15 protein-coding genes are annotated in these 14,787 nt (G+C 66.8%); 2 read left to right on the top strand and 13 right to left on the bottom strand.

The genetic code is table 11. The features are described from left to right. Nucleotides 1–17: 17 nt before the first annotated feature. The 4 genes from ispG to ndk all read right to left on the bottom strand — a co-directional run bounded on the left by ispG (nucleotide 18) and on the right by ndk (nucleotide 4,287). Nucleotides 18–1,322: a flavodoxin-dependent (E)-4-hydroxy-3-methylbut-2-enyl-diphosphate synthase gene (gene ispG, locus O1Q03_RS22630; protein ID WP_269506255.1), complete on the bottom strand. Its 1,305-nt coding sequence runs from the start codon at nucleotides 1,320–1,322 to the stop codon at nucleotides 18–20. A gap of 106 nt (nucleotides 1,323–1,428) precedes the next feature. Further along, nucleotides 1,429–2,490: a helix-turn-helix domain-containing protein gene (locus O1Q03_RS22635; RefSeq protein ID WP_269506257.1), complete on the bottom strand. Its 1,062-nt coding sequence runs from the start codon at nucleotides 2,488–2,490 to the stop codon at nucleotides 1,429–1,431. A gap of 176 nt (nucleotides 2,491–2,666) precedes the next feature. Beyond that, on the bottom strand, nucleotides 2,667–3,806 hold the full coding sequence (rlmN, locus tag O1Q03_RS22640; protein WP_124828558.1) for a 23S rRNA (adenine(2503)-C(2))-methyltransferase RlmN: 1,140 nt from the start codon (nucleotides 3,804–3,806) through the stop codon (nucleotides 2,667–2,669). 55 nt (nucleotides 3,807–3,861) lie between these two features. Further along, complete coding sequence (gene ndk / locus O1Q03_RS22645) at nucleotides 3,862–4,287, bottom strand: nucleoside-diphosphate kinase (protein ID WP_006478674.1); 426 nt, start codon at nucleotides 4,285–4,287, stop codon at nucleotides 3,862–3,864. 250 nt (nucleotides 4,288–4,537) lie between these two features. Here ndk and O1Q03_RS22650 point away from each other — a divergent pair, with 250 nt between their 5' ends. Continuing rightward, the gene (locus O1Q03_RS22650) at nucleotides 4,538–5,236 is read left to right on the top strand and encodes a Bax inhibitor-1/YccA family protein (protein WP_269506260.1); all 699 of its coding nucleotides are present in this window, start codon (nucleotides 4,538–4,540) and stop codon (nucleotides 5,234–5,236) included. A 66-nt stretch (nucleotides 5,237–5,302) separates the two neighbouring features. Here O1Q03_RS22650 and rlmD read toward each other — a convergent pair whose 3' ends face one another. Further along, the gene (gene rlmD, locus O1Q03_RS22655) at nucleotides 5,303–6,700 is read right to left on the bottom strand and encodes a 23S rRNA (uracil(1939)-C(5))-methyltransferase RlmD (RefSeq protein WP_269506262.1); all 1,398 of its coding nucleotides are present in this window, start codon (nucleotides 6,698–6,700) and stop codon (nucleotides 5,303–5,305) included. 236 nt (nucleotides 6,701–6,936) lie between these two features. Between rlmD and O1Q03_RS22660 the strand changes: the two genes are divergently transcribed. Further along, nucleotides 6,937–7,791 (top strand): endonuclease/exonuclease/phosphatase family protein, encoded by an 855-nt coding sequence (locus tag O1Q03_RS22660; RefSeq protein ID WP_269506264.1) that lies wholly within the window; start codon nucleotides 6,937–6,939, stop codon nucleotides 7,789–7,791. Between the two features lie 27 nt (nucleotides 7,792–7,818). On the opposite strand, the gene O1Q03_RS22665 is transcribed toward O1Q03_RS22660, so the two are convergent. The 8 genes from O1Q03_RS22665 to O1Q03_RS22700 form a co-directional block, all read right to left on the bottom strand. Next, complete coding sequence (locus tag O1Q03_RS22665) at nucleotides 7,819–8,595, bottom strand: 3'-5' exonuclease (protein WP_269506266.1); 777 nt, start codon at nucleotides 8,593–8,595, stop codon at nucleotides 7,819–7,821. 3 nt (nucleotides 8,596–8,598) lie between these two features. Further along, nucleotides 8,599–9,684 (bottom strand): RNA polymerase sigma factor RpoS, encoded by a 1,086-nt coding sequence (gene rpoS, locus O1Q03_RS22670; protein ID WP_269506267.1) that lies wholly within the window; start codon nucleotides 9,682–9,684, stop codon nucleotides 8,599–8,601. Between the two features lie 11 nt (nucleotides 9,685–9,695). Next, the gene (locus O1Q03_RS22675) at nucleotides 9,696–10,577 is read right to left on the bottom strand and encodes a peptidoglycan DD-metalloendopeptidase family protein (protein WP_269506269.1); all 882 of its coding nucleotides are present in this window, start codon (nucleotides 10,575–10,577) and stop codon (nucleotides 9,696–9,698) included. A 5-nt stretch (nucleotides 10,578–10,582) separates the two neighbouring features. Next, a complete protein-coding gene (locus O1Q03_RS22680; RefSeq protein WP_269506271.1) occupies nucleotides 10,583–11,515 on the bottom strand; it encodes a protein-L-isoaspartate(D-aspartate) O-methyltransferase in 933 nt (310 codons plus the stop codon). Next, entirely contained in the window at nucleotides 11,512–12,273 is a 762-nt protein-coding gene (surE, locus tag O1Q03_RS22685; RefSeq protein WP_269506273.1) for a 5'/3'-nucleotidase SurE, read from the bottom strand. Before surE ends, O1Q03_RS22680 begins: the two co-directional genes overlap by 4 nt. A 220-nt stretch (nucleotides 12,274–12,493) precedes the next feature. Beyond that, on the bottom strand, nucleotides 12,494–13,699 hold the full coding sequence (locus tag O1Q03_RS22690; protein ID WP_269506275.1) for a CaiB/BaiF CoA transferase family protein: 1,206 nt from the start codon (nucleotides 13,697–13,699) through the stop codon (nucleotides 12,494–12,496). A 48-nt stretch (nucleotides 13,700–13,747) separates the two neighbouring features. Continuing rightward, nucleotides 13,748–14,344 (bottom strand): recombination mediator RecR, encoded by a 597-nt coding sequence (gene recR, locus O1Q03_RS22695; RefSeq protein WP_151068233.1) that lies wholly within the window; start codon nucleotides 14,342–14,344, stop codon nucleotides 13,748–13,750. 30 nt (nucleotides 14,345–14,374) lie between these two features. Further along, a complete protein-coding gene (locus O1Q03_RS22700; RefSeq protein ID WP_006755698.1) occupies nucleotides 14,375–14,701 on the bottom strand; it encodes a YbaB/EbfC family nucleoid-associated protein in 327 nt (108 codons plus the stop codon). Between the last annotated feature and the right edge of the window lie 86 nt (nucleotides 14,702–14,787).

Raw genomic sequence — 14,787 nt, forward strand, 5'->3', positions numbered from 1 at the left:
TCGTGTATGTGGACGAATTAGTTCAGGGCCTCGGTGCGGCCGTAATTGCGTGCGACGTAGTCGCTGACGATCTGCTGGAATTCCTCGGCGATCCGCTCGCCGCGCAGCGTCTTGACCTTCTCGCCGTCGATGAAGACGGGCGCGGCCGGGTTCTCGCCCGAACCCGGCAGGCTGATGCCGATGTTCGCGTGCTTCGACTCGCCCGGGCCGTTGACGATGCAGCCCATCACGGCCACGTTCATCTTCTCGACGCCCGGATATTCCTTGCGCCACGCCGGCATCTGCTCGCGCAGATACGTCTGGATCTGCATCGCGAGTTCCTGGAACAGCGTGCTCGTCGTGCGGCCGCAGCCCGGGCACGCGATCACCATCGGTGCGAACGAGCGCAGGCCCATCGTCTGCAGGATTTCCTGGCCGACGATCACCTCGCCCGTGCGCGACGCGCCCGGTTCGGGCGTCAGCGAGATGCGGATCGTGTCGCCGATCCCTTCCTGCAGCAGCACGCCGAGCGCGGCCGTCGACGCGACGATCCCCTTCGAGCCCATGCCGGCCTCGGTCAGCCCGAGGTGCAGCGCGAAGCCGCAGCGGCGGCCGAGCTCGCGGTACACCGCGATCAGGTCCTGCACGCCGCTGACCTTGCACGACAGCACGATGCGATCGCGGCCCAGGCCGAGCTCGACCGCGCGCTCGGCCGAGCCGATCGCCGACTGGATCAGCGCCTCGTACATCACGCTCTGCGCGCCCCACGGCTGCGCACGCGCGCCGTTCTCGTCCATCATGCGTGCGAGCAGGTCCTGGTCGAGACTGCCCCAGTTCACGCCGATCCGCACCGGCTTGTCGTACTTGGCCGCCGCCTCGATCATCTGCGCGAACTGCGTGTCGCGCTTCGCGCCCTGACCGACGTTGCCGGGGTTGATCCGGTACTTCGACAGCGACTCCGCGCAGCCCGGATAGTCGCGCAGCAGCAGATGGCCGTTGTAGTGGAAATCGCCGACGAGCGGGACGGTCACGCCCATCCGGTCGAGCTGCTCACGGATCGCCGGCACGGCGGCCGCGGCTTCCGGCGTGTTGACGGTGATACGCACCAGTTCGGAGCCCGCATTCGCGAGTTCCTTGATCTGGATCGCCGTGCCGATCGCGTCGGCCGTGTCGGTGTTCGTCATCGACTGCACACGCACCGGCGCATCGCCGCCGATCGTCACGAGCTGCCCGCCCCAGCGGACATCCACCGCATGCGATACGCGGCGTGGCTGATGCCCGCCGAACACCGGCTCGGTTGAACAAATCTGACTGCTGCGTGGGGATTGAGCTTCGGATTGCATCGATAGATCCATTTACGCGGAATGCGCCGCGATGCGGCGCATGAATTGAAAAAGCGCCGTGCCGTCGCGGCCTGTCGGCGACAGGCCTTCGTCACGGCGCTTGACGTCAGGGCAACGTGAACCGCGCCACGTTCCCCCGCGCTGCCGAATATTTTGCCGGATCGACGGGTTTTCCGTCGAACGCGACCGAATCGAGGCCCGCCTTGTTGCCGATCGTGACCTTGAACGGCCCGTCGCCGGCGACCTGCTTCGCTTCGCCGGCCCGCACCAGCCCCGAGAACAGCTCCTTGCCGCTCTTGTCGCGCACGCTGAACCAGCTTTCCTGTTTGACCTTCAGTTCGACCATCGACTGACCTGCCGCCACCACGACGCTCGCGGGCTGAGCCGGCGCGGCAGCGCTTGCCACGGCGGCCGTCGCGACGACGGGTTGTGCCGGTTGTGCCGGTTGTGCCGGTTGTGCCGGTTGTGCCGATTGCGACGCGGATGCAGCCGTCGGCGCGGGTGCTGCCGGCGCCGGTGCCGCCGACGCCACCGCTTGCGGCGCTGCGCCGGACGCTGCCGCCACGGCCGGAGCCTCATTGCCGGCCGCCGCCGACGCAGCGCTCGCCGCCGCGTCGACAGACGAGCCCGCAGCGGCGCTGGCGGCCGGCGCATGCCCGGCATCGCCGCCCTTGAAGCGCGCGAGCCAGCTCGACGAATCGCCGCCAGTGTGCCACATCAGTACCGCGACCACCGCGACGACGACGATCGCCGTGCCCCACAACCACGGGTGGTGGTGCGACGAGCCGCCAAGCGGAATCGACACGCGGCCGCGCGGCAGATCCGTGCCCGACGACGCAGGCATCGACAGGTCGACTTCCGGCGCGCCGCGCTCGCGGCGCAGCGCCTGCGCGAACGGCTCCGGATCGACGCCGAGCATCTTCGCGTAGCTGCGCACGACGCCAATCGCGAACGTCACGCCGGGCAAATGACTGATGTCGCCGGCCTCGAGCGCACGCAGCTTCTGCGGGGCGACCTTGAGCCGTGCCGACACGTCGTCGACCGTCCAGCCCTTCGCCTCCCGAAGCTGCGCCAGCCGACCGCCGACTGCCGCCAGCGTTTCCAGTCCCGCCGGTGCCGGCTGCGCGGCATTCGTCTCTGCGCCGTTTGACGGCTGCGGCTCACTCATCCTTGTCCTCGCGTCGATTCTTCTTCACTGGCGGACGCCGCCGGCTCTTGCCAGCCGGCATCCGCACCTTGTCATGCCATGCGCGGCGCCGAGGCGCCGCGACCGATCGCTATTCGCGTGTTGTACCGCCAAAAGATTCGGGCATCCCCGGCCAGGCGCGCCAGCGAGGCGCCCCGTCACACCGCCCGAACTTCGATGATTTTTGCTGCCGCGCCCGTTCGCTCCGCCAGACGCGTACGATCCTTCACGGCGCCGGCCAGCTGGCCGCACGCGGCGTCGATGTCGTCGCCGCGCGTCTTGCGCACGGTCGTGACGACACCCGCGTCGATGAGAACCTGCGCAAAGCGCTTGATCTGCTCCGGCTTCGAGCGGATGAGGCCCGATTCCGGGAACGGGTTGAACGGGATCAGGTTGAACTTGCAGGGCACGTCACGCGTGACGGCCAGCAGTTCGCGCGCATGCGCTTCGGTGTCGTTGACGCCGTCGAGCATGCAGTATTCGAAAGTAATGAAGTCGCGCGGCGCGACTTTCAGATAGCGCTGACACGCGGCCATCAGCTCGCGCAGCGGATGCTTCTTGTTGAGCGGCACCAGTTCGTCGCGCAGCGCATCGTTCGGCGCGTGCAGCGACACGGCGAGCGCGACCGGCAATTCGGCGCCGAGGCGGTCCATCATCGGCACCACGCCGGACGTCGACAGCGTGACGCGGCGGCGCGACAGGCCGTACGCGTTGTCGTCGAGCATCAGCCGCATCGCGGGCACGACCGCGTTGTAGTTCAGCAGCGGCTCGCCCATGCCCATCATCACCACGTTGGTGACGACCCGTTCGGCCTTGCCGTTCGGACCGGGCGCGCGACCGAGCGACGCACGCAGTGCAAATTCGGCCATCCGGAGCTGGCCGATGATTTCGGCTGTCGACAGGTTGCGGGAGAAGCCCTGCTTGCCCGTCGAGCAGAAGCGGCAGTTGACCGCACACCCGGCCTGCGACGACACGCACAGCGTGCCGCGCGTCTCTTCCGGGATGAACACGGTTTCGACCGCATTGCCGTTTCCGACGTCGATCAGCCACTTGCGCGTGCCGTCGGTGGAAACGTGGTCGCTGACGATATCGGGCATCACGATCGACGCGCGGCCCTTGAGCTTTTCTCTCAGGGACTTCGCGAGATCGGTCATGCCGTCGAAATCGCCGGCGTTGTACTGGTGGATCCAGCGCTGCAACTGCTTGGCGCGGAACGGCTTCTCGCCGAGACTGCCGCAGTACGCGACAAGACCCTCGGCATCGAAGTCGAGAAGATTGACGGAAGTTTCGCTCGTCATGATGTGCTGCCTTGCCGCGTGCGCTGAATCCAGCCTACTTGTTGCCAGCCGGAGCTTAGCGCGAGTAGACGTTCATTTCCGGGAAGAAGAATGCGATTTCGACCGCTGCCGTTTCCGCAGCGTCCGAGCCGTGCACGGCGTTCGCGTCGATGCTGTCGGCGAAGTCGGCGCGGATCGTGCCCTTTTCCGCCTTCTTCGGATCCGTCGCGCCCATCAGGTCGCGGTTCTTCAGGATCGCGCCTTCACCTTCCAGAACCTGGATCATCACCGGGCCCGAGATCATGAAATCGACGAGGTCCTTGAAGAACGGACGTGCTGCGTGCACTGCGTAGAACTTCTCGGCGTCTGCACGCGACAGGTGCGCCATGCGCGATGCGACGATCTTCAGGCCGGCGCCTTCGAAACGGCTGTAGATCTGGCCGATCACGTTCTTTGCCACCGCATCCGGCTTGATGATCGACAGGGTGCGCTCGATTGCCATAAAAACTCCAAGAAATTAAGAAGTTACAGGTTCAAATGAATCCGCTATTGTAGCACGATCCCGTGTATCATTGCGATTGAACCCTTACACGAGTGAAAGGTTCCGAATCCATATGTTTTTGCGCTGCCCGGCCATTGAAACCAAGCGGCGCGGAACGTATCTTAGCCATAGCTGCTCCGGTTTGCTGCGCCGCACACCGCTCGCGCCGAGCCGGCCCCGGACGCCCACGCGTTCAATGTTAGGAGAAACCATGAACGACTATCCGTACAATTTCGGCCGCGGCGGCTCCGTCAGCACCGCGGAGGTTCGTAACCGCGTGCTGCGGAACACGTACTGGCTGCTCGCGCTGTCGATGGTTCCGACGGTGCTGGGAGCATGGGTCGGCGTCGCGACGGGCTTCTCGCTGTTCGCGGCCACGAGCCCGATGATGAGCCTGCTCGCGTTCTTCGCGATCGCGTTCGGCTTCATGTTCGCGATCGAGCGGACGAAAAACAGTGCAGCCGGTGTTTTCGTGCTGCTCGGCTTCACGTTCTTCATGGGCCTGATGCTGTCGCGGCTGCTGAGCTTCATCCTCGGCTTCTCGAACGGCCCGTCGCTGATCATGCTCGCGTTCGGCGGCACCGGCATCATCTTCGCCGCGATGGCGACGATCGCCACGGTCAGCAAGCGCGATTTCTCCGGCCTCGGCAAGTGGCTGTTCATGGGCGTGATCGTGATCCTGCTCGCGTCGGTCGCGAACATGTTCCTGCACCTGCCCGCGCTGATGCTCACGGTGTCGGTGCTCGCGATCGCGATCTTCTCGGCGTACATGCTGTTCGACGTGCAGCGCGTCGTGAACGGCGGCGAGACGAACTACATCTCGGCCACGCTCGCGATCTACCTCGACCTGTACAACGTGTTCACGAACCTGCTCGCACTGCTCGGCATCTTCGGCGGCAACCGCAACTGACGCTCGCTGCGCACCAGGAAAAACCGGCCCGCGGGCCGGTTTTTTTACGTCCGCCGTCCACGCCGCTCAGTCGCGCTCGAACAGCGCGATCGATTCGACGTGCGACGTATTCGGGAACATGTTCACGACCCCGGCACCCTTCAGCCGGTAGCCGGCCTCGTGCACGAGCAAACCCGCGTCGCGCGCAAGCGTCGACGGATTGCACGACACGTAGACGATGCGCTTGGGCAGCGGGCCTGCGCCGCTCTGCGCGATTTCGGCCAGCGCCTTCGACACGGCAAGCGCACCTTCGCGCGGCGGATCGATCAGGAACTTGTCGAATGCGCCGAGCGCGCGGATGTCGTCGCCCGTCACTTCGAACAGGTTCCGGCACGCGAACGTCGTATGCCCGTCCACGCCGTTCTCGCGCGCATTCGCGAGCGCGCGCGTGGTCAGCGTTTCGCTGCCTTCGATGCCCATCACCTCGCGCGACAGGCGCGCGAGCGGCAGCGTGAAGTTGCCGATCCCGCAGAACAGGTCGAGCACGCGATCGTCGCGCGACGGCGCGAGCAGGCGCAGCGCACGCCCCACCAGCACACGGTTGATCTGATGATTGACCTGCGTGAAGTCGGTCGGCTTGAACGGCATGCGAATGCCGAACTCCGGCAGCGTGTAGTCGAGCGATACGTCGAGCGGATAGAACGGCGTCACCGTATCCGGGCCCTTCGGCTGCAGCCAGAACTGCACCTTGTGCTCGTCCGCGAACGCGCGCAGCAGCGCTTCGTCGTCCGCATTGATCGGCTCCAGCACGCGCAGCACGAGCGCCGTGACTTCCGAGCCGACCGCAAGCTCGATCTGCGGCATCCGGTCGCGGATCGACAGCCCTTCGACGAGCCGGCGCAGCGGCACGAGCATCGCCGACACGTGCGGCGGCAACACCTCGCAGCTCGTCATGTCGGCCACGTAGCTGCTCTTCTTCTCATGGAAGCCGACCAGCACGCCGCCCTTCTTCGCGACGTTGCGCACGGTCAGGCGCGCACGGTAGCGATAGCCCCACGACGGGCCGTGGATCGGCGCGAACATCGTCTCGGCGCGCAGCTTCGACAGGTGCCACAGGTTGTCCTCGAGCACGCGCTGCTTGATCGCGACCTGCGCGCGCATGTCGAGATGCTGCATCGAGCAGCCGCCGCAGGTGCCGAAGAACGTGCATTTCGGCTGCGTGCGCAGCACGCTCGGGCGCAGAATGTCGACAACGGTCGCCTGCTCGTAGCTCGGCTTGCGGCGGTAGCTCGAATAAGTCACGCGCTCGCCGGGCAGCGCGCCTTCGACGAAGATGACCTTGCCCGGCGTGCCGTCCTCGGTCGCCGTGCGGCCGACACCGCGCGCTTCCATGTCGAGCGATTCGATCTCGAGAACCGGGGCGGGCCCGGGCGCGACGGGCGCATTTTTCGATTTGCGCGCAGAAGTGGGGACGGCTTCGGACACCAGCTTTTCCTGACAAAACGTTGAAGAAGGCGAGATTGTAGACGACGACAGCCCGCCTCGCCCGCTTTCGTCGCGCAAGCGCCGCTGCCGATGCGCATGGCGCGCCACGCGGCGCGAGAATGGTTCGCAGACAGGCGCTCGGCCACCGCGCCACCGGCATGGACGCACCGCACCGCGCACGGCCGACCGGGCGGCACGGGTTCTGCTCGCAGGCAAGAATCTCAGGAGACTAGACCATGCGACTGATCGACTGGAACATTCAATGGGGTCGGGATGCGGACGGCGTCGTCGACCTCGCGCGCACGATCGCCGCCGCCCGCCTGCTCGGCGACTTCGACGTGCTGTGCATGCAGGAAGTCACGCGCGGTTTCGGCGCGCTGCCCGGCCAGCCGGGCCCCGACCAGTTCGCCGAACTGGCCGCCTTGCTGCCCGGCTATGCGATCGTCGATGCGATCGGGGCCGACCTGCCGGCGCTCGATCCGGGCGCACCGCGCCGGCAATTCGGCAACGCGATCGCGACCCGGCTGCCGGTCGCGCGCGTGCTGCGCCAGCTGCTGCCGTGGCCGGCGGACGCCGCTGCACCGTCGATGCCGCGCGTCGCGGTCGAGGTGGAGCTGGCCACGTCGAAGGGCCCGGTGCGCATCGTCGCGACACACCTCGAGTTCTATTCAGCGCGCCAGCGACTCGCGCAAGTCGATGCGCTGCGCGCCCGGCACCGCGAGGCCTGCGCGCACGCCGACCATCCCGCTCCGGCCGAGAATGCGACCGGGCCGTTCACCCCGACCACCCAGCCGCGCGATGCGATCATCTGCGGCGACTTCAACAGTGCGTTCGGCAGTGATGCGTACCGGCGCCTGCTGGAGCCGATCGCCGATGCGCCGACGTTCGTCGATGCATGGGTCGCCCGGCACCCGGGCCGCACGCCGCCGCCGACCGCCGGCGTCTACGACACCGCGCAATGGTCGGACGGCCCGCTCGCATGCGATTTCGTGTTCGTGACCGATACGCTGCTGCCGCGCGTCACGCACTGCGAGATCGACGGCGACGTGCGCGCGTCGGATCACCAGCCCGTCATACTCGAACTCGATTGAGTGCGGCCGCAACGCGGGCGGCCAAGCTCACGCGTCGAAACCGGCCAGGTATTCGGCCCAGTGCGACGCGGGCTCCTGCGCGAGCGAATTCTTCACGAGCAGGATCTCGTCCGCGTACTCGCTCGCGGTCAGGCCGCCGCGCATCAGCTGGAAGCGGCAATACAGCAGATACGTATTGACGACGTCGGTCTCGCAGTAGTTGCGGATCTCTTCGATCCGTCCGTCCTGGAACGCCGTCCACACCTGGCTGCCGTCCATCCCGAGCTTGCCCGGGAAGCCGCACAGTTTCGCGAGCGCATCGAGCGGCGCATTGGCGCGCGCCTGATACATCGCGAGCACGTCCATCAGATCGGTATGGCGCGAGTGATAGCGCGAGATGTAGTTGTTCCACTTGAATTCGCGGTCGTCCTCGCCGAGATCCCAGTAGCGGGTCGCGGGAATCCCGTGCACGAGCGCACGGTAATGGAGCACCGGCAGATCGAAGCCGCCGCCGTTCCACGACACGAGTTGCGGCGTGTATTTCTCGATCACGCGGTAGAACGACTGGACCAGCGCCGCCTCGTTGTCCTGAGGCGTGCCGAGCGAGCGCACGCGAAAGCCGTTGTTGTCGCGGAACACGCAGGAGATCGCCGCGATCCGCTGCAGGTAGTGCGGCAGGAAATCGCTGCCGGTCTTCTCGCGGCGTGCGGCGAATGCATGTTCGGCCACCGCGGCATCGTCGAGCGTCGCGGGCAGGCTTTCCAGACGGCGAATGCCGTCGACATCGGGAATGGTCTCGATGTCAAAAACGAGAATCGGAGTCATCAGTTACAGAACGGCGTCCTTGCGCACGCCATTGGAGGCGAAGAACCGCTTGAGGCGCACCAGCGCTTCCTGCTGGATCTGCCGCACGCGCTCGCGCGTGAGCCCCATCTCGTCGGCCAGCTCCTCGAGCGTGGCCGGCTCGATGTGATTCAGGCCGAAGCGGCGCTCGATCACGTGCCGATGCTTGTCGGACAGCCGCGACAGCCACGCGCGCGTGAGCGTCTCGAGCTCGCGGTGCTGCACTTCGGCGTCGGGCGACTGGCTCTGATCGTCGGGCAGCAGGTCGAGCAGGCTGCTCGCGGGATCGAGATCGAGCGGCGCATCGAGCGATGCGGTGTGCTCGTTGAGCGCGAGGATGTCGGTGACTTCCTCGGCGGTCTTGCCGGTGAGGTAGGCGATGTCGTCGATGCTGGCTTCGCGGCGTTCGGCCGCCTCGCCCGTCGACATCGAATTCTTTTCGAGGTGGCGCTTCGCGCGCAGCACCTGGTTCAGTTCGCGGATCACGTGCACGGGCAGCCTCACGGTCCGCGCCTGGTTCATGATCGCCCGCTCGATGCTCTGCCGGATCCACCACGTCGCATAGGTGGAGAAGCGAAAGCCGCGCGTCGGGTCGAATTTCTCGATCGCATGCATCAAGCCGAGGTTGCCTTCCTCGATCAGGTCGAGCAGCGGCACGCCACGGTTCAGATAGCCCTTCGCGATGCTGACGACGAGCCGCAGGTTGCGCTCGATCATCACCTGCCGCGCCTCGAATTCGCCGGCCTTCGCGAGACGCGAATAGCGCTGCTCCTCCTCGACGGTCAGGAGCGGCTTCACGCTGATGCGGTTCAGGTAATGCTGGATCGTGTCGGCCGTGAGCTCGGCCTGGAGCAATGCGCGGAAATCGTCGACGTCGGGCGCCGCCTCCGCGCGCTCCTCGCGCTCGTCGCCACCGTCCGCATCGGCGTCGCGCGCCTCGACGTCACGTTCGTTTTCCGCGACGTCGTCTTCGTCGTCCGTCGAAGCGCCAGCTCGGCCCACCGATGCTTGCGTGGCACGACTGATCTTCTCAGACTCGGCTTGCGGCTCGTGGCGCTTCGATTTCGGCATGGTCGTCTCGGTTATTGAGGCGGCAAATACTTCAGCGGATCGACAGGCTTACCCTGCCGGCGAACCTCGAAATGCAGCATCACGCGGTCGGCATCGCTGTTACCCATCTCGGCGATCTTCTGCCCCTTCGTCACCGCGTCCCCCTCTTTTACCATCAAAGCGCGATTATGTGCATACGCCGTGAGGTAAGTTGCATCGTGTTTGATGATAATGAGGTTGCCGTAGCCACGCAGGCCGTTGCCGGAATAGACGACGCGGCCGTCGGCCGCTGCCTTCACGGACTCGCCGGCCGTGCCGCCGATATTGATGCCCTTGTTCTTCGCGTCGTCGAAACCGTTCAACACCGGGCCGCGCGCGGGCCACGAGAACGTGACGGGGCCGCTCGGCGCGGCGGCCGTGTCGCTCGATGCGGCGGCAGGCGGCGGCGTGATCGCAGACGACGTGCCGGCGGCCGGCGTCGCGGGCCCGCTGCTCAGCGGCGCGGTCGCCACGGCTGCGCCGCCGATCGGCGGGGCAACCGGCGCACCCGCGACCGCCGCGCCACCCGGCGGCGCGACGCGCAGCAACTGGTCGACTTCGATCTGGTTCGGGTTCGCGAGATTGTTCCACGCGGCGATGTCGCGATAGTTCTGCCCGTTCTCGAGTGCGATCCGGTACAGCGTGTCGCCCGGCTTCACACGGTAGAAACCCGGCGGCGGCGGGCCGAGCGGCACCGCCGGCTGTGCGGCAGCGGTGGTGCCGAGCGTACCGGAGCGGTCGACGACAGGCGCGTTGTCGAGCCGCGTCGCACAGGCGGCCAGAAGCGTGGAGAACGCAGCAACACAGATCGCGCGCTGCGCGAACGTGAGCGGTTCCCTGGATCGGTTGTTTTGCATCGCGCGCAACATACTCATCGGTTTCAAATCACTCCGGATTTTAAAGGGACAAAGAAAACGCGATCAAGCCGGGACTCCCGCCATTGCGCGTGCGCGACGCGCTCGATCAGCGTGAGCACCTGGGGCTGCCCGCTTTGCGCGCCCACCGGCGCGACGAGCCGCCCGCCGATCGCGAGCTGCTCGAGCAGCGCCTGCGGCACGTCGAGCCCCGCCGCCGCGATCACGATCGCGTCGAACGGGGCCGCGGACGGCAGGCCGACACGCCCGTCGCCGTAATGCAGACGGATGTTCGGCACGCGCAGCGGCCGCAGGTTCAGCTTCGCGCGCTCGTACAGCGGCTTGATGCGTTCAATCGAATACACGTCGCGCGCCACATGGCTCAGCACGGCGGCCTGATAGCCGCAACCCGTGCCGATCTCGAGGACGCGCTCGAGCGTGCGGCCGGCCATTGCGAGCTCGATCATGCGCGCAACGACCGACGGCTTGGAAATCGTCTGCTGGTGGCCGATCGGCAACGCGGAATCCTCGTAGGCCTGCGTCGCGAGCCCGGGATCCACGAACATGTGACGCGGCACCGCGGCCATCGCATCCAGCACGCGCGCGTCGGTCACGCCGTTCGCGCGCAGGCGTTCGACCATGCGCTCGCGTACACGTTCCGACGTCAATGCAAACGCGCCAGCCGGCGCGATGCTCGGCGCGGCCGGCTTCGGCATCGCGGGCTTCAGCACGGTCGGCTTCGGCGCACTCGCCGGCTTCGCCGTCGCCGCGCCGGGCAGCGTCGCGCGGGCCCCATTCCCATTCACCACGACCGGCTTCGGCACGGCGGCGGGCTTGTCGACGGGCTTCGGCAGCGCGACCGCCGCATGGCGTTCGCCGACCCGGCCGTCCGATTTGCGTGGCGCTCGCTTGAGATCTTCGAGCGCGAGCGGGAACCGCTTCGCGCGCTCGCCGCTCATGAAGCCCGCCCGCCTGCGCGCGCCCATTCGCGCGTTGCAGGCAGCATTTGCGTATGCGTGAGATCGAGCTGCAGCGGCGTGATCGAAACGAAACCGTTTGCCACGGCGTGGAAATCGGTGCCCTCGCTCGCGTCCAGCGCCGCGCCCGCGGCCCCGATCCAGTAGATCGGCTCGCCACGCGGGTCGGTCTGGCGAATCACCGGCTGCGACGGATGACGCTTGCCGAGGCGCGTGACCTTCCAGCCTTTCAGTTCGTCGTACGGCAGGTTCGGAATGTTGACGTTCAGCAGCGGCTGCCCCGACAGCGGATGCGCGAGATAGTGCTCGACGATTTCCGCGGCGACGCGCGCGGCGTCCGCCAGATGGGCCCAGCCCTTGTCGACCAGCGAGAACGCGATGGCCGGCACGCCGAACATGATGCCTTCGGTGGCGGCTGCAACTGTCCCTGAATAGAGCGTGTCTTCGCCCATGTTCTGGCCGTTGTTGATGCCCGAAACGACGAGGTCCGGCTTCGCGTCGGCCAAGCCCGTCAACGCGACGTGCACCGAATCGGTCGGCGTGCCGTTCACGTAGAAGAAACCCGTATTCGCCGCGCACTGCACCGACAGCGGGCGCGACAGCGTGAGGGAATTCGATGCGCCGCTGCAGTTCTGCTCGGGCGCGATCACCGTGAGCTCGGCGAGCGGCTGCAGCGCTTCGCTGAGCGCGGCGAGACCGGGGGCGAGATAGCCGTCGTCGTTGCTGAGTAGGATTCGCATCCGGCGATTGTAACCGAGGAAAGATGGCGCGAGAGCGACAGTCCGGCCGCGGCGGACAAGCCGGCATGCATGGGCAGACACGGCGCGCCGCCGCATCGCGCGGCGGCGTTCTGCTCGCTCAGGAAAACGCCGTGTCGCGCCGGGTTTTCACGCCGAAGGGCGCCCCCGTCCAGGGGCGTTCAGTGGGCAGGCCCGACGCCAAACGCGCGGCGCGCGGCGTTCAAATTGCGCCGGCCTCTCGCAGCGCGGCAATCGCCTGCGCGTCGTAGCCGAGGCCGCGCAGCACCTCGTCCGTATGCTCGCCGAGCTCGGGCCCGAGCCAGCGCGTTTCGCCCGGCGTGTCGGACAGTTTCGGCGTGATGTTCGGCAGCGGAATGTCGGTGCCGTCGGCCAGCTTGAAACGCTGGATCATCTGCCGAGCGATGAACTGCGGATCGGTGAACATGTCGGCGGCGCTGTAGATGCGTCCGGCCGGCACGTCGGCCGCATTGAGCACGACGAGCGCCTCGTCGATCGTGCGCGGTGCGAGCCATGCGGCGATCGCGTCGTCGATTTCCTGCGTGCGCGGCACGCGCCCGTCGTTGCGCGCGAGCGCGGGATCGTCGGCGAGGTCGTCGCGCTCGATCGCCTTCATCAGCCGCTTGAAGATCGGGTCGCTGTTGCCGCCGATCACGATGCTCCCGTCGCGGCACGCGTAAGTGTTCGACGGCACGATGCCCGGCAGCGATGCCCCCGTGCGCTCGCGCACCATCCCGTACACGCCGTATTCGGGCACGACGCTTTCCATCATGTTGAACACGGCTTCGTACAGCGCAACGTCGACCACCTGTCCCGCGCCGCCGTTGACCTTGCGATGGTGGAGCGCCATCAGCGCGCCGATCACGCCGTGCAGCGCGGCGATCGAGTCGCCGATCGAAATGCCGATGCGCGGCGGCGGCAGATCCGGATAGCCCGTGATGTGACGCAAGCCGCCCATCGATTCGGCGATCGCGCCGAAACCCGGCCGATCGCGATACGGGCCCGTCTGCCCATAACCGGACAGGCGCACCATCACGAGACCCGGGTTGTCGGCCGACAGCACGTCGTAGCCGAGGCCGAGCTTCTCGAGCAGGCCCGGGCGGAAGTTCTCGATCACGATGTCGGCCTCGGTCGCGAGTTGCCGCGCGATCGCCTTGCCGGCATCGGATTTCAGGTTCAGCGTGACGGACTTCTTGTTGCGCGCCTGCACCGACCACCACAGCGACGTGCCGCCCTGCTCCGGATGCAGCTTGCGCCACTTGCGCAGCGGGTCGCCGCCGTTCGGATCTTCGATCTTGATCACTTCCGCGCCGAATTCGGCAAAGAGGCGCGACGCGAACGGCCCCGCGATCAGCGTCCCGAATTCGAGCACTTTGACGCCCGCGAGCGGGCCCTGGCTGGTGCTCATGTGTCTCCCTGACATGAGGAACGGCGCCGCCGGCCGGCAGCGCCAGACTTACATCGTGCGGCGGTCGAGCATCGCGCGGGCGATCGTGCCCGCGTCGACGTATTCGAGTTCGCCGCCCACCGGCACGCCGCGCGCGAGGCGCGTGACCGCGAGCCCGCGCGCCTTCAGCGTCTGGCCGAGGTAGTGCGCGGTGGCTTCGCCCTCGTTCGTGAAGTTGGTCGCAAGCACGACCTCCTTGACGATGCCGTCGGACGCGCGCCGCACGAGGCGGTCGAAATGGATTTCCTTCGGGCCGATGCCGTCGAGCGGGCTCAGGCGACCCATCAGCACGAAGTACAGCCCGCGGTACGTCATCGTCTGCTCGAGCATGATCTGGTCGGCAGGCGTCTCGACGACGCACAGCAGCGTCGGATCACGTTCGTCGTCGCTGCAGACCTCGCAGATCTGCGCTTCCGTGAACGTGTTGCACTTCTCGCAGTGCTGCAAGTGCTCGGTGGCGAACAGCAGCGACCGGCCGAGCCGCTCCGCGCCCTCCCGATCGTGCTGCATCAGGTGGTACGCCATGCGCTGCGCGGATTTCGGCCCGACACCGGGCAATACGCGCAGCGCTTCGACGAGCGCGGACAGGGCGGACGGCTGTTTCATACGGCGGCAAAGGCGGAACGGACGCTTCGTTCAGAACGGCAGCTTGAAGCCCGGGGGCAGCGGCAAGCCTGACGTCATGCCGCTCATCTTTTCCTGCGACGTCGCTTCGGCCTTGCGCACGGCGTCGTTGAACGCAGCGGCGACGAGATCCTCGAGCATGTCCTTGTCGTCCGCGAGCAGGCTCGGGTCGATCGCCACGCGGCGCACTTCGTTGCGGCAGGTCATCGTCACCTTGACGAGGCCGGCACCCGACTGCCCTTCGACTTCGATCTGCGCAAGCTGCTCCTGCATCTTCTTCATGTTTTCCTGCATTTGCTGCGCTTGCTTCATCAGTCCGGCGAGGTTGCCTTTCAACATGGGAATACTCCTTCTGATCGTGTGAAACCGGCACGCGGCGCGTGCCGGTCAATGTGTGCGGGCGTGATTGTGCCTGTTGCGGTGCG

The sequence above is a fragment of the Burkholderia sp. IMCC1007 genome, assembly GCF_027257875.1.
Classification (GTDB): domain Bacteria; phylum Pseudomonadota; class Gammaproteobacteria; order Burkholderiales; family Burkholderiaceae; genus Burkholderia.